The following is a 25,979-nucleotide window of genomic DNA, read 5'->3' on the forward strand; positions in this document are numbered from 1 at the left end:
TTTTAAGGAGCTAGTCGCTCTATTTTCCAATCCAAACTTTCCTCTAAGGTATATCTAATTCTATCGTGCAACCTATTAGGTCTTCCTTGCCAAAACTCAATAGAAATAGGCTTTACAATGTAGCCACCCCAATGTGGTGGTCTAGGTACTTCTTTTCCTTTAAACTGCTCTTCTAAAACTCCTAACTCGTTTTCTAAAACACTTCGGTTAGCTATTACCGAGCTCTGCTGAGAAACTAAAGCCCCTAACTGACTGCCATGAGGTCTAGATTCAAAATACCCATCAGACATGTTATAAGGTACTTTTTCTGCTGTACCCTTTACAATTACCTGACGTTCTGATCCTGGCCAAAAGAAAGAAATACATACATTTGGGTTGGCAGCAATAGCTTTTCCCTTTTCACTATCGTAATTGGTATAAAAGATAAAACCTTCGTGTGTATATTTTTTAAGTAAAACTACTCTGGTTTTTGGAAAACCATCTAACCCCACCGTTGAAATGCTCATAGCATTCGCCTCGTCTACACTGTCTTGGCTATCTACTTCATAAAACCAAGTTTGAAACAATTGCATAGGGTTCTCAGGAACTTGCTCTTCTAAGAGCTCGCTCTTTTTATATACTTTTCTATAATCGCTTAAATCTTTTTGCATACTCTCAATTTGATAAGCAATTTACGAGTTCTACTTATCTTTTAAAAGTACTTAGACAGGTGTTTACTTAATTTTTATAAAGATTTTACAAACACCTTACTGTATAAGTTTGGAAAATAGCAATCTTAAAATTCAAACACTTTTCCGTCTTCTGCTAAATGTACGGTATCAAAAACGGTTAGTGCTTCTTTTTTAAAATCTGTAATGTTATCGTAACGAGTGGAATAGTGTCCTAAAATAAGATTCTTAACATTAGCTTCCTTTGCAATCAATCCCGCCTGGTAGGCTGTAGAATGTTTGGTATGATCGCATAAATGTTGATGTTTATTTAAAAAAGTAGACTCGTGATATACCGCCGTAACCCCTTTTATTAAAGGTACAATATCTGGCTTATAAATAGTATCACTGCAAAAAGCATAGCTTTTACTAGGTGGCGGGTCAAAAGTTAACCTATCATTACTAATTACACTACCATCATCTAACACCACATCTTTACCGTTTTTAATATTCTGATAATAACACTTATCAATCTCAAAATTTAAAACGGCATTTACATCTAGTTTTCGTTCCTTTGGTTTTTCTTCAAATAAATAACCATTGGTATAGACCCTATGCTTTAAAGGTATAGTACTTACCGTCACTTTTTCATCATCTAAAACAACTTCTTGTTCTGTACTGGTTAATTCATGAAAAATAAGCGGATAAGATGTATAAGAGTTTCCTAATTTTAAATATAGCAATACAGCCTCTTTAATTCCCTTTGGGCCATAGATATGTAGCTCGGTATCTCTACCAAGCATTTGAAACGTAGATACCAACCCCGGAAGCCCAAAAAAATGGTCTCCATGCAGATGGGAAATAAATACGTGTTTTATTCTAGAAAATTTAATCTTGTGTTTTCTAAGTTGCACCTGCGTACCCTCACCACAATCTATAAGAAAGATTCTATTATTAATTTCCAACACCTGCGATGTTGGATTATTTAAAGTACGTGGAGTAGCGCTATAACAACCTAAAATAGTAACCTTCATTCTTTATTCTTCAAAATCTAAATCACGCTCAATCTCTTCCATTTCAATAAGATCGTGCGCTTCTTGTAAAGTAGGTACTACTTCTAATTCATCTGGTAACTTTTCATAAGAAATACCGCTAGCTACTATAACAAAAGATTTTCGTTTAGCTCTATGCTCGTTAGACATTGGCAAAAACTCTAGCATATCACTATCTACCACTTTGTTTATAGAGAACAAATTAATAATAATATGATCATTCTTAATGTCGTTATACGCATCTTTTAGTTTCGCTACAAAGTCGGTTACCGCCATTTTCTCGTTGGTAACAATACTTGTGTTATCACTTTTAGTTACAATCATAATCTATTTTATTTTAGAAGCTAATAAATAAATTACCGCCATCCGAATAGCTACCCCATTTTCTACCTGATCTAAAATAATAGCTTGTTCAGAGTCGGCCACGTCACTTGTAATTTCAACACCTCGGTTAATTGGTCCTGGGTGCATTACTACAATTTTCTTGTCTAGTCTATCCAGCATTGCTTTTGTTAATCCGTATTGCTGAACATATTCTCTTGTTGATGGAAAATAACTAATATCCAAACGCTCATTCTGAATACGTAACATATTAGCCACATCACACCATTCAATTGCCTTTTGCAAGTTGGTTTCTACTTCTACCCCTAAAGAGGTTATATATTTAGGAATTAATGTTTTGGGTCCGCAAACCTTTACATTAGCTCCTTGTAATTGTAATGCATAGATATTTGATAAAGCAACTCGTGAGTGCAAAATATCTCCCACAATAACCACATTTTTACCAGCTACATCGCCAAGTTTCTCACGTATAGAATATGAATCTAGCAGCGCTTGTGTTGGGTGTTCATGTGCACCGTCTCCGGCATTTACAATACTAGCCTTTACATTTTTAGATAGAAACACACCAGCTCCAGGATTTGGGTGACGCATGACCACCATATCTACTTTCATAGACAGTATATTGTTTACCGTATCTATAAGAGTTTCTCCCTTTTTAACTGATGATTGCGCTGCAGAAAAGTTTACAACATCTGCAGATAAACGTTTTTCTGCTAACTCAAAAGACAAACGCGTCCTTGTACTATTTTCAAAAAATAAGTTGGCAATAGTTATATCTCTTAACGAAGGCACTTTTTTAATAGGTCTGTTAATTACCTCTTTAAAATGATCGGCCGTTTCAAATATTAATTGAATATCTGCCTCGTTAATATACTTTATCCCTAATAAGTGTGGTACACTTAATTCACTCATTTTCTTTTATTTTGAAGTAAGTTTATTATCTATTTACAAGGTATATAGCATCTTCACCGTTATTTTCTTCCCAGTGTACTATTACCTTTTCCTGGTTTATAACATCTACCTGTCTGCCTCTATAAGTAGGCTGTATTGGCAAATGCCTGCTAAATCTTCTGTCAATAAGCGTTAACAGCTCTACATTTTTAGGTCTACCAAAAGATTGAATTGCCGTTAAAGCTGCACGTATACTTCTACCTGTATACAATACATCATCAATAAAAACTACATTTTTATCGTCTACTAAAAAATCTATTTTGGTAGAGTTCGCTTCTAAAGGCTTTCCACTTCTTCTAAAATCATCTCTGTAAAAAGTGATATCTAAGTAGCCTACTTTTAAATTGTGTATATCGTACATCTCCGACAACATCTTAGCCAATCTATCTGCTAAAAATACACCCCCTTGCTGTATACCAACAAGCACTGTATCGTTAAAATCTAAATGATTTTCAATGAGTTGACAAGCCAAACGATGAAGGATTACATTTATCTCTTTTGAAGAAAGAAGAACTTTTTGACTCATAATTATATTTCCAAAAGTATTTGGTTTGTAAAATTACGGATTTTTTATTTATAAATTTACTTGCTCATTTAAAATACGAAATAAGTTTGAAAAAAAAACTATTTACCAAAATTATTAGTTACCTAATGCCGGTAACCACAAACACCTACGAATCTGATTATAGCGGCACCATAGAAATTACCATGTTCAACGGTAAAAAAATGGTAGATACAGAAAACGCCAATTACTCGTACGGTTCTTTGCAAAAGATTCTAAACTTTGGCTTAAAAAAGATTCCACTTCAAAATATAAACTCCATTTTGGTTTTAGGTATGGGGGCTGGCAGTGTAATAGATTCTCTTAGAAAAAAGTTTAACTACCAAAAAGAAATTACAGCTGTAGAAATTGACCCATTAATGATTACTATTGCTAAAGAAGAATTTGGTATTACCAACAACCAAAATACAACCATTCTAAACGATGACGCCTTTAAATTTCTAGAACACAACAAGAACAGTTTTGATCTTGTTATTATTGACTTATTTATAGATACGGAAGTACCTGATTTAGCCTATAACCAAAATTTCTCTAATCTTATTAACAATACCACCGCTCATAAAGGTTGGTTTATTTTTAATGCAGCACTATCACATACCAACAAAACACATGCCCACACTTTAGAAGACTATTTCAAAAAATATTTCCATCTTCAATTTTTCAAAAAAGTACGTGGCACCAATACATTATTAATAGGACACAAAAAATAAACTACTCAATAAATGGTAACACCCAATCTCCTAAAATATACGCAGGATTACGGTAGTTTTCTATCACATCTTTATCATTAGGCAAAGTTAATTGTTTGGTGACAGGATGTCTTTTAGAAGTATCAACAGGTTTACCATCAATTAAGCTAATGCTATTATATTCCCAAAAATGTATGTTGGACGTCTCTCCACCTACAGGCCCAAAACCTTCGGGCACTACACCTTGCAATCTACAATTTAACAATACAGCCTCTGCATACGGATAAGTGAATTTTTTATTTACAGGAGCTCTGGCAATCACAGCCTCAGCATCTCCTATACTTTTAAAAGTACATTTTTTAAATACATTGCCATGATTTGCTTTCGTATTACGTATCCACATATGCGGGCCACCTGTTGTAATAAACGTACTTTCTTCAAAATAACATGGTCCTCTACCCAGTATATTATCCCCAATCCCAGTAACTGAAACGTTATAAAAATAAGCCGATCCATTAGCTTGTAAAGCATCCCCCGAACCAATGATAGTTACATTCTTAACTACATTTTCTGCGCCATTAATTAAGAGCCCTTCTGCTTGTGCAGGTTCCGGATTAATAGACTCAATAGTTAAATCTTGTAATAATATACCTGTAGAGTTATCTACCATAAAGGCTGCTCTTCTAGATGGGTATGTACCTGGCCATTCATTTGTTGCTACATTTACAGGATGCGGATTAAATACTTCGTTGTTTCTATAACACACCACTACCCCTTCTCTACTTTCTCCTTTAAAAGTTACATTGGTTTTGTTTTTAAAATATACAATCTCCTCATAACGCCCATTTTTAATATAAATGGCAGTCGGTTCTTTTTTATAGTCAGGCACAAAATCAATAGCCCCTTGTACCGTGCTAAAGTCAGCTGAACCATCAGCAGCAACAGTAATTGTATGTACATGAGACGGAGCTTTCTTCTTAGTAGAAAACACCCAATCATCTTGCTTTGTAATTCCTTTAAATTCTTGCCCTTCTACTACAAATACACTCTTGTCAATAGTTATGTAATAGCTCGTATTATAAGTAAGCATATTGTTATGTAAATAAATAGTAGCCTCATTACCATTTACTATAACTGGGTAAAAGTGAAACCCATCTGTAAACCTTCCAATAATAGTTAACTGATAAGCGTCTGAAGTAGGTTCTGCACCACCTGAAGGTGTACCTGCTTTAGTGTTTATATTGGTATAATTGGTACTTTCATATTTATATGGGTTTTTAATGTACGGTGCTTTCACCTTATTCGGTTCTGTGGGGCCTGGTGGTATACTCATATCTAACACATCTACTAAACTATCTGTTTTGGCATCATATATCTTAATCTTACCAGCAACACCTAACTCAGGGGTGTTTTTAAATTTTATTTTTAGCTGTGTATCTATAGGCACACCATTTCTACCTGGTTCTGGTTGCATAGAAACAATATTCCCAGATTGCGCATAACTAATGGTTGCTGTAAAAAAGAACATTAGAACTTTAAAAAAAGTACTAACACTACTTGTTATGTTAAATTTCATCCCCTTTTAATTTTAACTTAAAAGATAAGAATTTTTACACATAACACTTAAGTAATTAATTTTAAATTTGCACCATAACGCAACCTTTATCTTAAAGGTACATCTATTAAAAAACACATAACATGAAATATTTATCTTACACTTTATTAGCAATCTTCAGTTTAGCCTTTTTTAGTTGTGTAGACGATTATGAGCTAACACAAGATGAAGACACTGTAAAACTTCAAGAAAAACAGACGAGAGTAGAAGAATTTGCTAAAAGCGTACCCTGTACCGATGAAAGCGAATGGGATTTTGCCCCTATAGGTGTAAAAGCATGTGGTGGACCTAAAGGATATATAGCTTACAACACAACCATTGATACTGTTACCTTTTTTGCATATCTTGAAGACTACAATAGCTTTGAAGAAATTTACAATGAAAAATGGGGTATTTCTTCCACTTGTGATGTACCTCAAGCTCCTATAGATGTAACTTGTGAAGACGGAGAACCAGTATTAATATACGAAGAATAACAGTAGTTAACAGTTTGTTAAAAGCACCATTGTATTACTTTAAAATACGGGTAGATTTTATTTTTGCGACAACTAATTAAACGTCGCATAACAATGTTAAAAAAACTATGTTTTATAGCTTTTATTTTTGCTATAACAACCGCATTTACTCCTAGTAGTTTAGTAAACGAACCGAAGCAAGGAGATGTATTTATAATTAATACCCCTGAAGGAAATCAGTTTTACCACATAGATTTCCCAAAGTTAAACACTCTAGTAAAGAGAGGTACTATTGCCAGCTACAAAAGCGTATACAACACTCCTGTTGTAATTACTGAAGTACATGCAAACAATAAAGTATCTGTTGCTAGAAAAGATGGTAAAAAGTTTTTCAGATTTTATAAAACAGTTACAGTAGATCTAAACAAGGCATTAGAAAGCGGGGAGCTTTCTGTTGTAGAATAAGCTACTTAACATACAAGTTAAAAAACACCTGTGCAGTACACAGGTGTTTTTTATTAACATAGATAGTAGTAAAGTATGTTCACTCATTTATTTTTATCTTTACCTCGCTAAAAAAAATCAATATTTCATGTCAGAAACTATTATTGCTATACTTACATTAGTATTAGGAGCAGGTGTTGGCTTCTACATTGGTAAAACCATTACTACCTCTAAAAACAATGCTGTAGCACAAGGGTTACAAGCCAAATTAGACGCCCTTACAGCACAACAGCAAACTATTGAACAACAGTGGCTACAACAGAAAGATCAGTTTCAAAAACAGTTAGATGTATACCATACCGAAACTGAAAAAATACGTCAGGAAAAAGAGGCTATAGCCATTCAGCTTTCTAAAAAAGAAGCAGATTATATACACCTACATGAACGTTCTACTGAACAAAAAGGAGAATTAGAGAAACTACAGGAAAAATTCACAAAGGAATTTGAAAACCTAGCCAATAAAATACTAGATGAAAAAAGCTCTAAGTTTACCGAACAGAACAAAGAGAACATTAAAAATATACTAAGTCCGCTACAAGAGAAAATTCAACTTTTCGAGAGAAAGGTAGAAGACTCTAATAAGGAAAATGTGATAAGACATGCCTCTATGACAGAGCAATTAAAAAGTCTTAAAGAATTAAACCAACAAATTACAAAGGAAGCAAGCAACCTTACCAAAGCCCTAAAAGGAGACACCAAAATGCAAGGAAATTGGGGAGAACTAGTACTTGAGCGTGTATTAGAAAAATCTGGCTTAGAAAAGGATAGTGAATATACCGTACAAAACAGCTTTACCACCGAAGAAGGAAAACGAGTATTACCCGATGTAATTATTCATTTACCTGAAAACAAAAAAATGATTGTGGATTCTAAAGTGTCATTAATTGCATACGAGCGTTATGTAAACGAAGAAGATGAAGCATTAAAACCATCCTTATTAAAAGAGCATTTACTGTCGGTTAAAAAGCACGTAGAGCAATTAAGTGCTAAAAACTATCATGAGCTTTACAAAATTGAGAGTCCAGATTTTGTGCTTTTATTTATTCCGTTAGAACCTGCTTTTGCTGCAGCTTCACAATTAGACACCAATTTATACACCTGGGCATTTGAAAAAAATATTGTAATTGTTACCCCTTCTACCCTACTTGCAACGTTACGTACTATTGACAGTATGTGGCAGAACGAGAAACAGCATAAAAATGCTTTAGATATAGCTATACAAGCAGGTAGATTGTATGACCAATTTAAAGGCTTATTAGAAGATTTTGAAAAGATAGGCAAACAACTACAAACAGTGCAAAACACTTATTCTGGCACTATGACTAAATTAACCGGTAGAGGAAACCTACTAACTAAAGTTGAAAAACTTAAAAAACTTGGTGCTAAAGCTAGTAAACAAATAGATCAAAAATGGTTATCTAGAGCTGAAGACGAAGAAACTTTGCTTTAAAACTTGCATATATTCCTTACTTATTTCAATTTATCAAGGAATTTTAAAAAATATTTCATAATTTGAAAGCACGTGAAGAGTAGTTAAGAGTTGTTTACTGTATAGAAAATACTTTTTTGACTAGTAGTATACACAACAACCCAACATATGGTAAACCAACTATCTCTATACATTGTATTAGTCAAAAAAATGAATCCCTAAACATAAGGAAGAAGGTTTAGGGATTTTTTTATGACACTTAAACCAACAAAAAAACGAGGGCAATGCCCTCGTTTTATATTATCTGTCTAAAGGAATTAATTATTCTCCTAATAAACCTTTTACTCTAGCATAGTTTTCAGAATCACCAATAGCACCGTAAATTTGCTTTAATTGCTCTAAAATATCAGAATCGTTAGTACCAGAAGCTTTTAAATACTCTTCTAATACCTCAGCAGATTTTTTATATATTCCCTCACGTTTTTCAACTAAAGCATTATATTTTTTAATCTCCTCTTGAGTATTACCAAGCTTGTTTAACTCTTCAATTAAACCATTTGCTTCGTCAATATAAGAACCTGATAAGTTTAACACAGCATTTTTATAATCTGGCTTAATCTCTAAGGCTTTTTTGTAAGCAGCTCTAGCACCTTCATAGTCTTTCATCTGCCCATTAGCTACCCCAATATTATACTGAATATCAGCATTATCAGGCGCCATTGCAGAAGCTTCTGCCATTAACTCCTTAAATTTACTATAATCTTCCATCTGATAGTAAATAGTAGCCTCATTAATAATCAAGTTTATATCGTTAGGATCTGCTTCTCTTGCCGTTTCAAAAGCTTTAATAGCTTTATCATTTTCACCTAATTGAATATAAAGAACACCTAAGTTTTTAACTATTTCAGATCTTTTAGATACTGATTTTTTATCTTCAGGATTAATATAGTCTCCACTTTTAACCATAAGGTCACGTGTAGCGGCATCTCCCCAACTTTTCTCTTCTCCTGTTTCTTTTTCTATAGCCACATAAGTAACATCAACACCTTCATAACCCATATCTAAAAGGCCTTCATAAAGAGCTGTTGTTCTGTCGTATTCTTTTGCTAAACCTGCACTTACAGCTGCATAATACATCATGGTAGTATCTACAGGACTAAGTTTAAATACCATCTCATAATCTTGAGAAGCACTAGCATAGTTTTCAGCTTTATACTTTTCGTAAGCAGCAGTAGCAGCAGTTTGTGCTTTATCTGCTCTTAATTGCTTAAGTTCGTCAGTATACTTAGACTTTCCTTCTTGCTCTTCAAAAGCTATTAGTTTATCTACAGCCTCTAAACCTTTATTAATAGTAGGCACATCAAAACCATCTTTAGTTCCTAACTCTAAATTAGATTTTGCAACAATGTAATAGTACTTTCCTTTATACTTATCATCAGCGGTAGCACCATCCACTGAAGATACTGCATCTAAAGCCTCTGTATATGCTTCTTTCTTAAGAGCCTTCTCTGCATTCTTTATTTCATCTTTTTGACCAAATGAAAGCATACCTGTCATAAGTACCACTCCCATTATTAGCTTATTTCTCATTTTTATTTCTATTTAATTTACGTTAGTTTTTAATTCTCTTCAATTTCCGTTCCAATCTCGTCTTCACCAGCTACATCCTCTTCTTCTTTCATCACCTTAGCTACTGCGGCAATTGAATCATTTCCTTTAATATTGATCAATTTAACCCCTTGTGTAGCTCTACCCATGATACGTAAATTCTCTAATCCAAGACGAATAGCAATACCAGATTTATTAATAATCATTAAATCATCAGAATCTGTTACACTCTTAATAGCAACTAAACCTCCGGTTTTCTCAGTAATAGAAATTGTTTTAACTCCTTTACCTCCACGGTTTGTAATTCTGTATACAGGTTCACCATCTTCAGGATCATCTATATAGGTACGTTTACCATATCCGTTTTCAGAAACCACTAACACTGTTTCTTCTTGCGGATTTTCAACAGCAATCATTCCTACTACTTCATCATTATCATCTGCTAACGTAATACCACGAACCCCAGAAGCACTTCTTCCCATTGGGCGGGTTTTACTTTCTTCAAATCGAATAGCTTTACCAGATTTAACAGCCAACATTACCTGGCTATTTCCTGTAGTTAATTTAGCTTCTAACAATTCATCTCCTTCTCTAATGGTAATAGCATTAATACCATTTTGTCTTGGTCTAGAGTATGCTTCTAAAGCTGTTTTCTTAACCACCCCTTTCTTGGTAGCCATCATTACGAAATGATTGTTAATATAGTCCTCGTCTTTAAGGTCTTGTGTACAAATAAAGGCTTTCACCTTATCGTCCATTTCTATATTAATAAGGTTTTGGATAGCTCTACCTTTAGAGGTTTTACTACCTTCTGGTATTTCAAATACACGCATCCAGAAACATTTTCCTTTTTGAGTAAAGAATAACATATATTGGTGGTTAGTACCCACAAATAAATATTCTAAGAAATCTTCGTTTCTGGTAGTAGATGCTTTTTGTCCTACCCCTCCTCTGTTCTGAGTTTTATATTCTGAAAGTGGTGTTCTTTTAATATAACCTGCATGAGAAATGGTAATTACCACCTGCTCATCCGGAATCATATCTTCCATACTTAAATCACCACCAGCATATTCTATTTTAGATCTTCTTTCGTCTCCGTACTTTTCTCTAACCTCTAGAAGTTCAGTTTTAATAATATCCATTCTACGCTCTTTACGCGCTAAGATATCTTTACAATCGTCAATAAACTTCATTAAGTCTTCGTACTCAGCACGCAACTTATCTTGTTCAAGTCCGGTTAACTGACGTAACCTCATTTCAACAATAGCACGTGCCTGAATTTCAGTAAGACTAAAGCGTTCTATCAACTTATTTCTAGCCTCTTCAGGACTTTGAGAACCTCTTATTAAAGCAATTACTTCATCTATATTATCAGATGCAATAATTAACCCTTCTAAGATATGAGCACGCTCTTCTGCTTTACGCAATTCGTACTCTGTTCTTCTTACAACCACCTCATGTCTATGCTCCACAAAATAGTGAATCATATCTTTAAGGTTTAACATTTGTGGTCTTCCTTTTACTAATGCAATATTGTTTACACTAAAAGAAGACTGTAATGAGGTATATTTATAAAGTAAGTTTAATACAATATTAGGTATAGCATCACGCTTTAACACGTATACAATACGCATCCCTTTACGGTCAGACTCATCTCTAATAGTAGAAATACCTTCAATTTTCTTATCGTTAACAAGGTCAGCAGTCTTCTTAATCATATCTGCTTTATTCACCTGATAAGGAATTTCAGTAACTACGATAGATTCTTTCCCTTGAACTTCTTCAAAGTGTGCCTTTGCTCTAATAACAACTCTACCTCTACCGGTTTTGAAAGCCTCTCTAACACCGTCATACCCATAAATAGTACCACCTGTTGGAAAGTCAGGAGCTTTTACATACTGTATAAGCTCATCTATTTCAATATCGTTGTTATCTATATATGCAATAGTACCGTCTACTACCTCGGTAAGGTTGTGAGGAGGCATATTGGTTGCCATACCTACAGCAATACCAGAAGCACCATTCACTAATAAGTTAGGTATTCTGGTAGGTAGTACTACCGGCTCATTTAAAGTATCATCAAAATTTAATTGTTGGTCTACTGTCTCTTTGTCAATATCTGCCAACAAGTCCTCTGCAATTTTACGCATACGTGCTTCCGTATAACGCATTGCCGCCGGACTATCACCATCTACAGACCCGAAGTTACCCTGTCCATCTACTAACATGTAACGTAAACTCCATTCCTGAGCCATACGCACCATGGTATCATATACAGAACTATCTCCGTGTGGATGGTATTTACCTAAAACTTCTCCTACAATTCTAGCAGACTTTTTATATGCTCTATTACTAAGAACTCCAAGTTCATACATTCCATATAAAACCCTTCTATGAACAGGCTTTAAACCATCTCTTACGTCTGGCAAAGCTCTGGAAACAATAACGGACATTGAGTAATCAATGTAAGCCGATTTCATTTCATCTTCAATATTAATAGGAATCAGTTTTTCCCCTTCAGCCATATCAAAAATTTAATTAAACGCTATTTTAATAAACACGCTAATATAAGGAAATTATAGGGCTTTAAAAGCGTCTGATTTTCTTTTTTTTCGCAATTTATTAACAGTTAAAACTATTATAAAGGTTGAAAAAACAGTAGGTCATATGTTGCATTTTTCTATTATTTTTTGTCAATTAGCAAGTAGAAGATAATTTAGGGTATAATTATTGCCATGGGTTTATTAAAATTTTTGAAATTTTAAAATTGAAAGGAGTATTATATGGATGACAATTTTTCACCTAGAGTTAAAGATGTAATAGCGTACAGTAAAGAAGAGGCCTTACGTTTAGGGCACGACTTTATAGGCACCGAGCATCTTATGCTAGGGTTGTTGAGAGATGGCAATGGAAAAGCGATAAGTATATTACATGCTTTAGATATAGATTTAGAATTGTTGAGACGAAAGGTTGAAATATTGAGTCCGGCTAATCCTAGTTATGCACAATCGCAAAATAAGCAGAATTTGCATTTAACCAGACAAGCTGAACGCGCCTTGAAAACCACATTTTTAGAAGCTAAACTTTTTCAGAGTTCTTCTATTAACACGGCACATTTATTATTGTGCATTTTAAGAAACGAAAACGATCCTACGACAAAATTGCTTAATAAGCTCCGTGTGGATTACGATAATGTTAAAGAACAATTTAAACTTATGATTACTAGCGACGACGATTATATAGACTCTCCATCAGCTGAATCATTTTCAGATGATACGGGAAGCTCAGATGACCTATCTAAAGATGGGCCATTTGGAGGAGGTTCTGCAGGTAGTGGTGCTTCTAAAACCAATAAAAAATCGAAAACTCCGGTTCTAGATAATTTTGGTAGAGACCTTACGCAATTGGCAGAAGAAGGTAAACTTGACCCGGTAGTAGGTAGAGAAAAAGAAATTGAGCGTGTGTCTCAAATTCTTAGTAGAAGAAAGAAAAACAACCCACTTCTTATTGGTGAACCTGGAGTTGGTAAAAGTGCTATTGCCGAAGGTTTGGCATTGCGTATTATTAAGAAAAAAGTATCTAGAATATTATACAACAAACGTGTAGTTACACTTGACCTAGCCTCTTTGGTTGCGGGTACAAAATACCGTGGGCAATTTGAAGAACGTATGAAAGCTGTGATGAACGAATTAGAGAAAAATGATGATCTAATTCTATTCATTGATGAAATTCATACCATTGTAGGTGCAGGTGGTGCTACTGGTAGCTTAGATGCTTCTAACATGTTTAAACCTGCTTTAGCAAGAGGTGAAATTCAATGTATTGGTGCTACTACACTGGATGAGTACAGACAATATATTGAAAAAGATGGTGCTTTAGAAAGACGTTTCCAAAAGGTTATTGTTGAGCCTACTACAGTTGACGAAACTGTACAGATTTTACATAACATTAAAGAAAAATATGAAGAACACCATAATGTAAAGTATACTGACGAAGCTATTGAAGCTTGTGTAAAATTAACAAACAGATACTTAACCGATAGATTTTTACCAGACAAAGCTATTGATGCCTTAGACGAAGCTGGTTCTAGAGTTCACATTACTAACATGGATGTGCCTAAACAGATTATAGATCTTGAAAAGCAACTTGAAGATGTTAGAGAACTTAAAAACTCTGTTGTTAAAAAGCAAAAATACGAAGAAGCGGCTAAGTTAAGAGACGACGAAAAACGTATTGAAAAAGAACTTTTAATTGCTCAAGAGAAATGGGAAGAAGAGTCTAAACTTCACAAAGAAACCGTGAACGAAGACAATGTGGCAGATGTAGTTTCTATGATGAGTGGAATTCCTGTAAACAGAATTGCTCAGAAAGAAATTAACAAACTAGCCAAGCTTCCTGAATTAATTAAAGGAAAAGTTATTGGCCAAGATGAGGCTGTACATAAAGTAGCAAAAGCTATTCAACGTAACAGAGCTGGGTTAAAAGACCCTAACAAACCTATTGGTTCTTTCATATTCTTAGGTCAAACTGGGGTTGGTAAAACGCAATTAGCAAAAGTATTGGCAAAAGAGTTATTTGACTCTGAAGATGCTTTGGTTAGAATTGACATGAGTGAATACATGGAGAAATTTGCCATCTCTAGATTGGTAGGTGCACCTCCGGGATACGTAGGATATGAAGAAGGTGGACAACTTACCGAAAAAGTAAGAAGAAAACCATATTCTGTTGTACTTTTAGACGAGGTTGAAAAAGCGCACCCTGATATTTTTAATACCCTATTACAAGTATTAGACGATGGATTTTTAACGGATAGTTTAGGTAGAAAAATTGACTTTAGAAACACCATTATCATCATGACCTCTAACATTGGGGCAAGACAATTAAAGGATTTTGGTCAGGGAGTTGGTTTTGGTACAACAGCAAAATTATCACAAGCAGATTCTCATCAGAAAAGCGTTATTGAAAATGCGCTTAAGAAAGCATTTGCACCAGAATTCTTAAACAGAATAGATGATGTGATTGTATTTAATGCACTTGAAAAAGAAGATATCTTTAAAATTATTGATATTGAATTAGACAAGTTGTTATTAAGAATCAAAGATCTTGGTTATGAGCTTACACTAACCGAGCCTGCAAAAAATTACATTGCAGAAAAAGGTTTTGATAAGCAATATGGCGCGCGTCCGCTAAAAAGAGCTATTCAGAAATATGTAGAAGATGCACTTGCAGAAGAAATAGTTTCTGCAAAATTAGATGAAGGAGATAAAATTTTGATGGATCTTGTAGAAGGCGAAGACGAGCTAACGATTACCATTACAAAAGCAGAAAAATCTTCCTAAGATTTTTAAACTGACATAATTGAAAAAAGACCGGAGTATTAGATTACTTCGGTCTTTTTGATTTATGGCATTAAAACAATAATTAATAACTATACACCAAATCGGCATTCCATCCATCAATAGAAATCATCACACTATTCTCTCCTGAAACCTGTAAGCTTGATACATCAAAAACCATCTCAGTACTAGGCACAGCGGTACAAGCCTCTATGTTAACCACATCTAAACGTGCATCAAAAACTACCTCGGCATTTACTATTTCATAATCAGCAGCATAAATAGTACCCTGCCAAGTATTACCAGAACACCCTGATGCAGAAACCGTAAGCGTTAAGCAATCTTCTACAAGCTCAGCCTCAAGAATAGAAAAAGATGAAGAAGGTGTACCATTATACCCTGAAGTACTAAGAACTACAAATTCACCACATTGAGCAGATCTGACAACTGAGGGTTCATCTTCTGAACAAGAAATAGCAGTAATCAGCACTGCTAAGACACTAATAAGTTTAAAAGTTTTAATTAATTTCATCATTGCTTTTTTTGGTTTTATAAAACATTCATTTTTAAATAGATGTAATTTTTTTTAAAACAGTTGCGTCTAAAATAGATATTTCATAAAAATGAATAAAAAAAAACCATTACTCTATTATTTCCTATATAAGATAGTATTTTTGCCACCTTTATAGCAAAACCCCATTTTTCATACAGTTATGAAACAACTATTAAATTTATTCGACCTTAAACAAAAAGTAGACTATAAATCAGAAATTCTGGCCGGACTTACAGTAGCTATGACCATGATTCCTGAATCATTGTCTTTTGCCCTACTTGCAGGCTTTGAACCTTTAACTGGGTTATACGCTGCTTTTATTATGGGATTCATCACTTCTATTTTAGGAGGTAGACCTGCGCTTATTTCAGGTGGTGCTGGTGCAACCGTTGTCGTTTTAATAGCGCTAATGCAATCTCACGGTATTGAATATGTGTTTGGTGCTGTTGCCATGGCAGGTGTTATTCAAATTCTGGTAGGGGTATTTAAATTAGGTAAATTTATTAGGTTGGTACCACAATCGGTAATGTTTGGTTTTGTAAACGGCTTAGCTGTTATTATTTTCATGTCGCAACTAGAAGCTTTTAAAACGGTTGTCAATGGCCAAACTGTTTGGTTAAGTGGTACTCCATTGTATACTATGCTAGGCCTAGTTACCTTAACAATAGGTATTATTTTAATATTCCCTAAAATAACCAAAGCCATACCTGCATCGTTAGTAGGTATTATTGTAATTTTTGCAATTGTATATTTTACTGGTATAGATACAAAACAAGTAAAAGATATTGCAGGAATTAGTGGAGACCTTCCTCCTTTTCATGTACCTAACATTCCTTTTACTTTTGAAACACTTAAAATTATATTACCATACGGATTAATAATGGCATCGGTTGGTTTAACTGAAGGCTTACTTACCTTAAATTTAGTGGATGAAATTACAGGTACGCGTGGGCGCAGTAATAAGGAATGCGTAGCCCAAGGAATAGCTAATATGGCTAATGGTTTTTTCACAGGTATGGGTGGTTGCCCAATGATTGCTCAAACCCTAGTAAACTTATCAGCTGGTTCTAGAGCAAGACTTTCTGGTATTATTGCATCGCTTACTATTTTAGCTATCATTTTAGTAGGGGCACCAATAATTGAATTAGTACCTATAGCAGCCCTAACCGGGGTAATGGTTATGGTAGCCTTTGGTACTTTTGAGTGGACTAGTTTAAAAATATTTGGAAAAATGCCACTTACCGATGTTATTGTAATGCTAATAGTAACAGGTATTACCATATTTATGCACAACTTAGCATTAGCGGTTTTAATAGGCATTATTATCTCGGCCCTAGCCTTTGCTTGGGAAAATGCTAAAAGAATACGTGCAAGAAAATTTGTTGATGACAATGGTGTAAAGCATTATGAAATCTATGGTCCTCTTTTCTTTGGTTCTATTTCTGCTTTCAACTCTAAATTTGATATCCAGAACGATCCTGCTGAAGTAATTATTGATTTTACAGATAGTAGAGTCACCGATATGTCGGCAATTGAAGCCTTAAATTCACTTACCGAAAAATACCAAAAGGCTGGCAAAACAATACATTTAAAGCATTTAAGTCCAGATTGTATTCAGTTGCTTAAAAATGCTGATAAAATTGTTGATGTAAACATTTTAGAAGATCCTAATTACAAAGTAATGTCATAAACAATATTACTTGTTAGTTAAATTATAGAAAGAGCATCCTTTATTAGGATGCTTTTTTATTGAACCTCTTTAGCTTTTCGTTCTGCCATAACGGCTATAATAAGTATTTGCGAAATATGATAAAGCATAACAGGTATAATAAACAAACTTCCCTGCGGAGTAGCACCAAACATCACATTTACCATTACAGACCCGTGTACCAAAGATTTTTTAGAACCACAAAATAGCGCCGTAATATTGTCTTCTCGGTTAAACTTTAGCAACTTCTTACTAACCACATTTACGATAAACATCACCAAGAAAAATAGCACTAGTACGGCTATATACAACCATACAAAATGAGACCATTTCATTTCCTCAAAAAGGTTTATCAAAAAGGAATGACTAAAACTACTGTATACTATTAATACGATAATAGTTTTATCAAAATTGCTAATCCAACCTTTTCTTCTTTCCGCTATATGTCCGTATTTTTTGTTTAATAAAAGTCCTAAAGTAATAGGAATAATTATTTGAATAAGTAATTTCACAAAAACATCTATAAACGATACATTACCTACTTCTTGCACTACCAGCCCAAGCCATAAAGGCGTTACCACCACCCCGATTAACCCAGATATAGTAGCGTTAAAAATAGCCCCAGGAACATTTCCTTTTGCCAAAGAAACCATTACCACCGAAGACGATACAGAAGAAGGTAAAACAGCTAAAAAAAAGAGACCCACCCAAAGCATACTTCCTACCCCTTCTACCAAAAAAGGCTTTGCTAAAAGCACAAGAAAAGGAAACAACAAAAAGGTACTACATTGTACCAAAATATGTAGTTTATAATTAGACAACCCCTGCTTAACCTCTTTAAAAGAAAGCTTTAATCCATAAAAAAAGAAGATTAACCCAATACCTATATTGGTAATATCATGAACATGAAGTAATTCTGAACCTTCTGGAACAATATAGGCTATTATAATAGCACATAACAGGGATACTATAAACCCATTAAATTTTATATTTCTAATTTTCATATGGCAATTTATATTGTAAAAATAGGTTAAATATTAGAACCTAAATAATAGAATTGACCATATACTATTTGAATGAAGTATATTTGTAATACAATTAATTAAAAGAAACAATTTTATGGATATTGCTAAATATATAGATCATACACTTTTAAAAGCTGTAGCTACTCCTGCCGATATAGAAAAACTTTGCAACGAAGCACTTAAATACAAATTCTTTTCTGTTTGCGTAAACAGCTGCTACGTAACAGAAGCTTACAACTATGTAAAAGATAGCAGTACCAAAGTATGTAGTGTAATTGGTTTCCCTTTAGGAGCTATGAGTACGCAAGCAAAGGCTTTTGAAGCAAAACAAGCTATTTTAGACGGTGCTGCCGAAATTGATATGGTTATTAATGTTGGCCAGCTAAAAGCTGGAAACACTAACTTTGTAATGGAAGACATAAAAGCTGTGAAAGATGCTATTGGGGACCATGTTTTAAAGGTAATTATTGAAACCTGCTACCTAACTAACGAAGAAAAGAAAACTGCTTCTGAATTAGCTGTCAAGGCAAACGCTGATTTTGTGAAGACTTCTACAGGTTTTGGTACTGGCGGAGCAACGCCAGAAGACATTCAAATAATGAAAGATAGCGTTGATGGACAAGCTAAATTAAAAGCTAGTGGTGGTGTAAGAGATTTTGAAACCGCTAAAATGTATATTGAAAAAGGTGTAGACCGTTTAGGTACTTCAAACGGTATAGCCATTATCGAAGGCTTTACTGCTTCAGAAGGATATTAATTTATAATAGCAAACAACAAAACAAAAGCGCTATTGAAAATTCAACAGCGCTTTTGTTTTATCAAAATCATACTCCTTCTTCCTCGTCAAAATTTACCATCCAATTAATTCCAAACTTGTCGGTAAACATACCAAAGTAGGCGCCCCAAAATGTATGCTGCATAGGCATTTGAATAGTACCATTTTTAGATAGCTTTAAAAAATAAGTATCTGCATCTTCTTTAGATTCAGCATTAATAGAAATAGCAAAGTTGTTTCCAAAAACAACCTCACCAGATTGTTCTGTTGCATCACTTCCCATAAGCATTGTTTCTGTACTTATAGGTAAACACACATGCATAATCTTTTCAGCAATTTCCGGATCTACTTCGCACTCATCATTTGCTGGCATATCTTTAAATTTACCTATATAGGTAAACTCTCTTTCAAAAACCTCTTTGTAAAACAAAAAGGCTTCTTCACAATTACCATTAAAGGTTAAGTAAACATTAGTAGTAGCCATATTTCAAGTATTTAGTAAGTATATATTGCTTTAAATTTAATGAATTTATACTAACTTATTTACTAATTAACAGACTATTATAGGCGGCATTAAAAAACTACCAGGGTAATTTTAGAGGTATTCAGTAATTTAAGTACTTTTGCAAAAACCAAGAGCTTATGATAACGGCAACAGAACCAAGAACTACCTTAGAGAAATATTTTCAAAAATTTAGACAAGAGATTATTGGTATTAATCAAACCTTTGAATCTCCTTACGGTAAACAGCATGTAGTTTATGCAGACTGGACCGCAAGTGGTAGACTCTATGCTCCTATTGAAAAAAAGATGCAAGAGGTATTTGGTCCGTATGTTGCCAATACACATACCGAAACTACCTTTACCGGTACCGCTATGACGTTAGCCTATCATGAAGCTAAAAAAATCATAAAAAAGCACGTTAATAGTAATGAAAATGACATACTACTACTAGATGGTAATGGTATGACAGGAGTAGTAAATAAATTTCAACGTATTTTAGGAATTAAACTTCCTGAAAACTTAAGCAAGCATACTGTAGTACCAGAAGAAATGCGACCAGTAGTTTTTGTGAGCCACATGGAACATCACTCTAACCAAACCTCTTGGTTAGAAACTATTGCTAAAGTAGAAGTGGTACCACCAGGAACAGATGGTAGGTTTTGCTTAGAAAATTTAAAGCAACTTTTAGCAACTTACGAACATAAAACTATTAAAATAGCTTCTATTACTGCATGTAGTAACGTTACAGGCTTAGACACTCCTTACCATGAAGTAGCCAAACTAATGCACCAACATGGTGGCGTGTGCTTTGTAGATTTTGCTTGCTCTGCTCCGTATGTAGCTATAGATATGCACCCTGAAGATGAAGAAGCATATTTAGATGCGGTTTTCTTTTCTCCTCATAAATTTTTAGGAGGCCCTGGAACTTCAGGCGTTTTAGTATTTAATAAAAAACTATATAAAAATATGATACCTGACTGCCCAGGTGGTGGTACCGTAAGCTGGACTAACCCATGGGGAGAACATAAGTACATTTCTAATATTGAAGATAGAGAAGACGGCGGAACCCCTGGTTTTCTACAAACCATAAGAACTGCTTTAGCTATACAGCTAAAAGAAGAAATGGGTATTGAAAACATTATTAAAAGAGAACATGAAATTTTAGAGCAAATGTTCTCTTTCTTAAACACCTTACCTAACGTTCATGTATTAGCACCTGAACATACCGACAGACTGGGGGTTATCTCATTCTATATAGATGACTTACATTACAATCTTGGTGTAAAGTTATTGAACGACAAATTTGGTATTCAAACACGTGGAGGCTGTAGTTGTGCGGGTACCTATGGGCACTATTTATTGCATGTAGACAAAGAAACTTCTCATATGCTGGTTCAAGAAATTGCACTAGGTGATCTTATTAAAAAACCGGGATGGATTAGACTTTCTATTCACCCTACACTTTCATGCAATGAAATTAAATATATGTGCGATTGCATACAGCAACTAGCTATACACCATAAAGAATGGGCTACCGATTACGATTATGATAAATCTAAAAATGAATTTATTCATAAGGCTTTTCGTAATGATATAAAAGAAACTGTAGAAGATTGGTTTCGTTTTTAATAAACGAAACCACTTTTAACATTAAGTCAGTATTGAGAGAGTAAGCTCACAAAGCGCATTTTATCTCAACTACTTAGTAACCTCTTTTGTATCTTCCGAATTTAAGTATTGATACTCAGCAGGCACTTTATCTTTGTGTTTAAAGCGGTTGTGTGTCCATAAATAATACTCAGGTTGCTTTCTTATTTCTGCTTCTAGCAACTGATTAAAAGTATCTGTTATTTGATAATTAGGCACCTCCTTAGGAACATCCGATATTACCTTAAAGGTTGCATTATAGTACCCTCTCTTTACTTTTTCAACTTCCATAAAAACAACCGCAGCATCAAACTTTTTAGCCATAATCTCAGCACCAGCATATACAGGAACAGTAACTCCTAAGAATTTAGCCCAGTGATGTGCATGGCGCATTTGTGGTGATTGATCACTAATTAAACCATACAATGCTAACTTCTTTTCAGATCTATGTTTTAACATTACTCTTACCGCATGATATCTTGATATCAGTTCTGCGTTATTACGCTTTCGTATTTTTCTTATTAACCCATCAATTTTTTTGTTAGCTAACGGCGTATAAATACCAAAACCTTCATGCTTCACAAAATCTCCTAAGCACATTACCCATTCCCAATTAGCATAATGCCCTAAAACCAACATAATACTTTGATTTTCATCCTCGTATTTTTTCAATACTTCTAAATTGGTAAACACATAACGTTTATGTATTTCTTCTTGAGAAATGGTCATAGATTTCATCATTTCCAATAAGGTATCAAAAAAGTGATGATAAAACTTTTTTTCTAATACTCGCAGTTCTTTCTCAGGTTTGTCCGGAAACGCTAATCTTAAATTTTTTCGCACCACCTTAACTCTATATCTACCAACAGTGTATAGAATAAAGCGAGAAAAATCAGAAAAAATATACAATACTCTAAATGGCAAAATTGAAATACACCATAATAAAGCATAGAATAGTAAGTAAACTATTAGTTGCATTTGAAGGTTCTGTTTTGTGCAAATATAGTTATATTTATTCTCTTAAAAATCATTATTTTTATGGATATAGACATCACTACAATAGTTATCATTGCAGCAAATGTTTTAATTTCTTTTAAAGGATTTAAAGACTTTGGATTCTTTGAACGTTATAAATTTCAAATAGGTGGAATACAAAGAGGAGAAAAAGACCGCATGTTTACCTCTGGATTTTTACATGTAGATGAGCCTCACCTTATTTTTAATATGCTTACCCTTTATTTTTTTGCAGGCAACGTAATTTCTGGAGTTGGTTCTAGTAAATTTCTATTAATATACCTTGCCTCTTTACTATCAGGTAGCTTATTTGCTTTATGGTTTCATAGAAATGAATATTATTACAGTGCAGTAGGTGCTAGTGGTGCTGTTATGGGTATTTTGTATGCGGCTATTCTCTTAGACCCTTCCATGGACATTTATCTAATGTTCCTTCCCATTGGTATACCGGGGTATATTTTTGGTATTGTATACCTACTATATTCCATTTATGGAATGAAAGCTAGAAAAGATAATATTGGACATACCGCACACTTTGGTGGAGCAGTTGGAGGATATGTACTTACACTACTCTTTAAACCAGAATTGTTACAAACCGATTTAAAAATGGTACTACTTTTAGCCTTACCTATTGTTTTGTTATTTGTTTTAATGAAAATGGGCAAGCTTTAGTTTTGGCATCATAATTGAAATACTCATTTAAAAAAATAATAATTATGAAAAAGATTTTATTAGTATTACTTGTATGTAGTGTTGGTTTAGCTACCGCACAAACCAAAGACACCATGATACCTACCGTTTCTGTAACCGGAACCGGAAACGTAACTATTGTACCAGATGGTGTTACTATTAGTGTTAAGATAGAAAATGAAGGGAATTCTGCTATTGAGGTAAAAAAACAAAACGACCAAAGTATAGATGCTACCATTAAGTTTTTAAAAAAGTCTAAACTTGATAAAAGCAACTATAAAACAGAATATGTAAGAATTAGTAAAAACTATAATTACCAAACAAAAGAATACAAATACGTTGCTACACAAACACTTTTAATTGAATTGAAAGATTTATCTAAATACGAAAGTATTATGCAGGGCTTATTTGAAAACGGCGTAAACGGTATTAACAATATAAGTTTTACATCTACTAAAATAAAAGAATTGCAAGCAGAAGCTCGTAAAAAAGCCATTGCAAATGCAAAACAAAAAGCATTAGAATATGTATCTGTTTTAGACCAAAACATTGGTAAGGCTATTCAAATTTCAGAAAGTGGTAGTAACTATGTACCTACTCCTGTAATGTACAAAACTGTTGCTTTAGCTGATGGATCTGCCCCAGAAAACACTATTGCAGAAGGAGAAATGGAAATATCGGTGAATATATCAGTAGTATTTGAATTGAAATAAATATAACGTTATAACATAAATACAACAAAAAAGAGATGCCAAAAGCATCTCTTTTTTTGTATGTTTTATCAATACTTAAATACCTGCAATTTCAGATATTTCCGTAATAAACTTATCTGCCAATTCATCTGCTTCTGCTTGAGATTTAGCTTCTGTATAAATTCTAATAATTGGTTCTGTATTAGATTTTCTCAAATGCACCCAATTTTCTGGAAAGTCAATTTTAACACCATCAATAGTAGTAATATCTTCTGTGTCATAACGTTTTGTCATTTCAGCTAATATTCCATCTACATCTATTTGTGGGGTTAAAGCAATCTTCTTTTTACTCATAAAATAAGCAGGATACGATTTACGTAACTCACTCACACTTATTTTCTTTTCAGCTAAATGAGATAAAAATAAAGCAATACCCACCAAAGCATCTCTCCCATAATGTAACTCTGGGTAAATAATACCTCCGTTACCTTCACCTCCAATAACCGCTTCTGTAGCCTTCATCATTTCTACTACATTTACTTCTCCCACAGCGCTGGCTTTATAACTACCACCGTGTTTTTCTGTAACATCTCTCAAGGCTCTTGAAGACGACATATTAGAAACTGTATTTCCTTGTTTTTTACCTAATACATAATCTGCCACGGCAACCAAGGTATATTCTTCACCAAACATTTCACCATCTTCAGCAATAAATGCAAGTCTGTCTACATCTGGGTCTACTACAATTCCAAAATCAGCTTTGTCTTCTACTACTTTTTTGCAAATATCTGTTAAGTGTTCCTTTAGAGGTTCAGGGTTATGAGGAAATTCACCTGTTGGTTCACAGTAGAGTTTAATAACATCTACGCCTAATCGTTCTAATAATAAAGGTATTGCAATACCACCAGTAGAATTAACAGCATCTAAAACAACGGTAAATTTAGCCTTAGCAATAGCCTCTTCATTAACCAATGGTAAATTCAATATCTCATCTATATGAATATCAAAATAAGCATCATTTATATGTACCTCTCCTAAATCATCTACCTCAGCAAAATCAAAACTTTCTGCTTCTGCTATGGTTAAGATTTTAGCGCCATCAGCAGCACTTAAAAATTCTCCTTTATGATTTAAAAGCTTTAAAGCATTCCATTGTTTTGGATTGTGACTAGCGGTTAAAATAATTCCTCCTTCAGCATTTTCAAGAGGAACCGCCACCTCAACAGTTGGGGTTGTAGACAAGCCTAAAGAAACAACCTCTATGCCTAAACCCACAAGGGTATTTACCACTAATTCCTGAATCATATTTCCAGAAATTCGGGCGTCTCTACCTATAACAACTTTTATATCTGGTCTATGTGCATATTCTTGTTTCAACCAAGTACCATAGGCTGCCGCAAATTTTACAGCGTCTAAAGGAGTTAAATTTTCACCTACCTTTCCTCCTATAGTACCCCTGATCCCTGAGATCGATTTTATTAACGTCATATCTATTTTTTGTGTTACTTAACAAATATAATAATTACCCTTCGTTCTTATATTAGTTTTTGTATTTTTAAAGGAAATGAATTATTTAGCCCACATCTACCTATCAGGTGACAATGACCTGCTGAAAATAGGAAATTTTATAGCCGACGGAATTAAAGGAAAACAATATGTAAACTACCCCGATGAAATTCAGAAGGGTATTTTATTGCATAGAGCTATTGACTCTTACACCGATGCACACCCCATTGTAAAACAAAGTACTAAAAAGCTACATGCTACACACGGACACTATAGCGGTGTAATTGTAGATATGTATTACGATCATTTTTTAGCAAAAAACTGGAGTAAGTTTGACTCTACACCATTGCCTGAATATGCTACGGTTTTTTACAAATTGCTTCAAGAACATACAGCAATGCTCCCCGAACGTATTTTAAAACTTATGAAACCCATGATTACGTATAATTGGCTTGTAATGTATGAATCTTTAGATGGCATAGACACCATATTAAAGCAAATGGCACACAGAACCAAATTTAGAGGAAATCTTGATATTGCTATAGAAACTTTAGAAGCTCATTATGAAGCTTTAGAACATGAATTCTTTCAATTTTTTGAAGAACTTCAAGAGTTTGTTCAACTAAAACTACAAGAGTTATAAATAAAAAAGGGAATCAATAATCTTATTGATTC

24 protein-coding genes are annotated in these 25,979 nt (G+C 34.0%); 11 read left to right on the plus strand and 13 right to left on the minus strand.

Going from position 1 to position 25,979, the window contains the following annotated elements:
- Positions 1–2 precede the first annotated feature (2 nt).
- The 5 genes from pdxH to pyrR all read right to left on the minus strand — a co-directional run bounded on the left by pdxH (position 3) and on the right by pyrR (position 3,518).
- Positions 3–650 carry a pyridoxamine 5'-phosphate oxidase gene (gene pdxH / locus Y10_RS12670; protein ID WP_281765776.1) on the minus strand — a complete coding sequence of 216 codons (648 nt, stop codon included), beginning with the start codon at positions 648–650 and terminating at the stop codon, positions 3–5.
- Positions 651–775: 125 nt separating this feature from the next.
- On the minus strand, positions 776–1,681 hold the full coding sequence (locus Y10_RS12675) for a ribonuclease Z (protein ID WP_281765777.1): 906 nt from the start codon (positions 1,679–1,681) through the stop codon (positions 776–778).
- Positions 1,682–1,684: 3 nt separating this feature from the next.
- Positions 1,685–2,023 (minus strand): ribonuclease Z, encoded by a 339-nt coding sequence (locus Y10_RS12680; RefSeq protein WP_281765778.1) that lies wholly within the window; start codon positions 2,021–2,023, stop codon positions 1,685–1,687.
- 3 nt (positions 2,024–2,026) lie between these two features.
- Positions 2,027–2,953 carry an aspartate carbamoyltransferase catalytic subunit gene (locus Y10_RS12685; RefSeq protein ID WP_281765779.1) on the minus strand — a complete coding sequence of 309 codons (927 nt, stop codon included), beginning with the start codon at positions 2,951–2,953 and terminating at the stop codon, positions 2,027–2,029.
- 25 nt (positions 2,954–2,978) lie between these two features.
- Entirely contained in the window at positions 2,979–3,518 is a 540-nt protein-coding gene (pyrR, locus tag Y10_RS12690) for a bifunctional pyr operon transcriptional regulator/uracil phosphoribosyltransferase PyrR (RefSeq protein ID WP_281765780.1), read from the minus strand.
- An 86-nt stretch (positions 3,519–3,604) separates the two neighbouring features.
- Here pyrR and Y10_RS12695 point away from each other — a divergent pair, with 86 nt between their 5' ends.
- A complete protein-coding gene (locus Y10_RS12695) occupies positions 3,605–4,264 on the plus strand; it encodes a spermidine synthase (RefSeq protein ID WP_281765781.1) in 660 nt (219 codons plus the stop codon).
- A gap of 1 nt (position 4,265) precedes the next feature.
- Here Y10_RS12695 and Y10_RS12700 read toward each other — a convergent pair whose 3' ends face one another.
- Positions 4,266–5,819 carry a pectinesterase family protein gene (locus Y10_RS12700; RefSeq protein WP_281765782.1) on the minus strand — a complete coding sequence of 518 codons (1,554 nt, stop codon included), beginning with the start codon at positions 5,817–5,819 and terminating at the stop codon, positions 4,266–4,268.
- A gap of 122 nt (positions 5,820–5,941) precedes the next feature.
- Between Y10_RS12700 and Y10_RS12705 the strand changes: the two genes are divergently transcribed.
- From Y10_RS12705 to rmuC, 3 genes are all read left to right on the plus strand, one after another.
- Positions 5,942–6,334 (plus strand): hypothetical protein, encoded by a 393-nt coding sequence (locus Y10_RS12705; RefSeq protein WP_281765783.1) that lies wholly within the window; start codon positions 5,942–5,944, stop codon positions 6,332–6,334.
- A 93-nt stretch (positions 6,335–6,427) separates the two neighbouring features.
- Positions 6,428–6,778: a hypothetical protein gene (locus tag Y10_RS12710; protein ID WP_281765784.1), complete on the plus strand. Its 351-nt coding sequence runs from the start codon at positions 6,428–6,430 to the stop codon at positions 6,776–6,778.
- Between the two features lie 127 nt (positions 6,779–6,905).
- Positions 6,906–8,267 (plus strand): DNA recombination protein RmuC, encoded by a 1,362-nt coding sequence (gene rmuC, locus Y10_RS12715; RefSeq protein WP_281765785.1) that lies wholly within the window; start codon positions 6,906–6,908, stop codon positions 8,265–8,267.
- Positions 8,268–8,567: 300 nt separating this feature from the next.
- On the opposite strand, the gene Y10_RS12720 is transcribed toward rmuC, so the two are convergent.
- Both Y10_RS12720 and gyrA read right to left on the minus strand, forming a co-directional pair.
- The gene (locus Y10_RS12720; protein ID WP_281765786.1) at positions 8,568–9,836 is read right to left on the minus strand and encodes a tetratricopeptide repeat protein; all 1,269 of its coding nucleotides are present in this window, start codon (positions 9,834–9,836) and stop codon (positions 8,568–8,570) included.
- Positions 9,837–9,865: 29 nt separating this feature from the next.
- Positions 9,866–12,379, minus strand: coding sequence for a DNA gyrase subunit A (gene gyrA / locus Y10_RS12725; RefSeq protein WP_281765787.1), 2,514 nt, complete (start codon positions 12,377–12,379; stop codon positions 9,866–9,868).
- Positions 12,380–12,637: 258 nt separating this feature from the next.
- Between gyrA and Y10_RS12730 the strand changes: the two genes are divergently transcribed.
- On the plus strand, positions 12,638–15,193 hold the full coding sequence (locus Y10_RS12730) for an ATP-dependent Clp protease ATP-binding subunit (protein ID WP_281765788.1): 2,556 nt from the start codon (positions 12,638–12,640) through the stop codon (positions 15,191–15,193).
- A gap of 82 nt (positions 15,194–15,275) precedes the next feature.
- Here Y10_RS12730 and Y10_RS12735 read toward each other — a convergent pair whose 3' ends face one another.
- Complete coding sequence (locus Y10_RS12735; RefSeq protein ID WP_281765789.1) at positions 15,276–15,725, minus strand: hypothetical protein; 450 nt, start codon at positions 15,723–15,725, stop codon at positions 15,276–15,278.
- A 178-nt stretch (positions 15,726–15,903) separates the two neighbouring features.
- On the opposite strand from Y10_RS12735, the gene Y10_RS12740 reads away from it, so the two are divergent.
- Complete coding sequence (locus tag Y10_RS12740; protein ID WP_281765790.1) at positions 15,904–17,433, plus strand: SulP family inorganic anion transporter; 1,530 nt, start codon at positions 15,904–15,906, stop codon at positions 17,431–17,433.
- A 56-nt stretch (positions 17,434–17,489) separates the two neighbouring features.
- Here the strand turns inward: Y10_RS12740 and Y10_RS12745 are convergent, their stop codons facing one another.
- On the minus strand, positions 17,490–18,455 hold the full coding sequence (locus tag Y10_RS12745) for a bile acid:sodium symporter family protein (RefSeq protein ID WP_281765791.1): 966 nt from the start codon (positions 18,453–18,455) through the stop codon (positions 17,490–17,492).
- A gap of 115 nt (positions 18,456–18,570) precedes the next feature.
- Here Y10_RS12745 and deoC point away from each other — a divergent pair, with 115 nt between their 5' ends.
- On the plus strand, positions 18,571–19,233 hold the full coding sequence (gene deoC, locus Y10_RS12750) for a deoxyribose-phosphate aldolase (protein WP_281765792.1): 663 nt from the start codon (positions 18,571–18,573) through the stop codon (positions 19,231–19,233).
- Positions 19,234–19,300: 67 nt separating this feature from the next.
- Here the strand turns inward: deoC and Y10_RS12755 are convergent, their stop codons facing one another.
- On the minus strand, positions 19,301–19,735 hold the full coding sequence (locus Y10_RS12755) for a VOC family protein (protein ID WP_281765793.1): 435 nt from the start codon (positions 19,733–19,735) through the stop codon (positions 19,301–19,303).
- 158 nt (positions 19,736–19,893) lie between these two features.
- Here Y10_RS12755 and Y10_RS12760 point away from each other — a divergent pair, with 158 nt between their 5' ends.
- Complete coding sequence (locus Y10_RS12760) at positions 19,894–21,384, plus strand: aminotransferase class V-fold PLP-dependent enzyme (protein ID WP_281765794.1); 1,491 nt, start codon at positions 19,894–19,896, stop codon at positions 21,382–21,384.
- Between the two features lie 69 nt (positions 21,385–21,453).
- Here the strand turns inward: Y10_RS12760 and Y10_RS12765 are convergent, their stop codons facing one another.
- On the minus strand, positions 21,454–22,380 hold the full coding sequence (locus Y10_RS12765; RefSeq protein WP_281765795.1) for a lysophospholipid acyltransferase family protein: 927 nt from the start codon (positions 22,378–22,380) through the stop codon (positions 21,454–21,456).
- A gap of 60 nt (positions 22,381–22,440) precedes the next feature.
- On the opposite strand from Y10_RS12765, the gene Y10_RS12770 reads away from it, so the two are divergent.
- On the plus strand, positions 22,441–23,088 hold the full coding sequence (locus Y10_RS12770; protein ID WP_281765796.1) for a rhomboid family intramembrane serine protease: 648 nt from the start codon (positions 22,441–22,443) through the stop codon (positions 23,086–23,088).
- Positions 23,089–23,132: 44 nt separating this feature from the next.
- Positions 23,133–23,819: an SIMPL domain-containing protein gene (locus Y10_RS12775; RefSeq protein WP_281765797.1), complete on the plus strand. Its 687-nt coding sequence runs from the start codon at positions 23,133–23,135 to the stop codon at positions 23,817–23,819.
- A gap of 75 nt (positions 23,820–23,894) precedes the next feature.
- Here Y10_RS12775 and glmM read toward each other — a convergent pair whose 3' ends face one another.
- Positions 23,895–25,286 carry a phosphoglucosamine mutase gene (gene glmM / locus Y10_RS12780; protein ID WP_281765798.1) on the minus strand — a complete coding sequence of 464 codons (1,392 nt, stop codon included), beginning with the start codon at positions 25,284–25,286 and terminating at the stop codon, positions 23,895–23,897.
- 76 nt (positions 25,287–25,362) lie between these two features.
- Here glmM and Y10_RS12785 point away from each other — a divergent pair, with 76 nt between their 5' ends.
- Positions 25,363–25,947: an acyl carrier protein phosphodiesterase gene (locus tag Y10_RS12785; protein ID WP_281765799.1), complete on the plus strand. Its 585-nt coding sequence runs from the start codon at positions 25,363–25,365 to the stop codon at positions 25,945–25,947.
- Positions 25,948–25,979 lie beyond the last annotated feature (32 nt).

This window comes from Neptunitalea lumnitzerae (assembly GCF_027924185.1).
In the GTDB taxonomy this organism is placed as follows: domain Bacteria; phylum Bacteroidota; class Bacteroidia; order Flavobacteriales; family Flavobacteriaceae; genus Neptunitalea; species Neptunitalea lumnitzerae.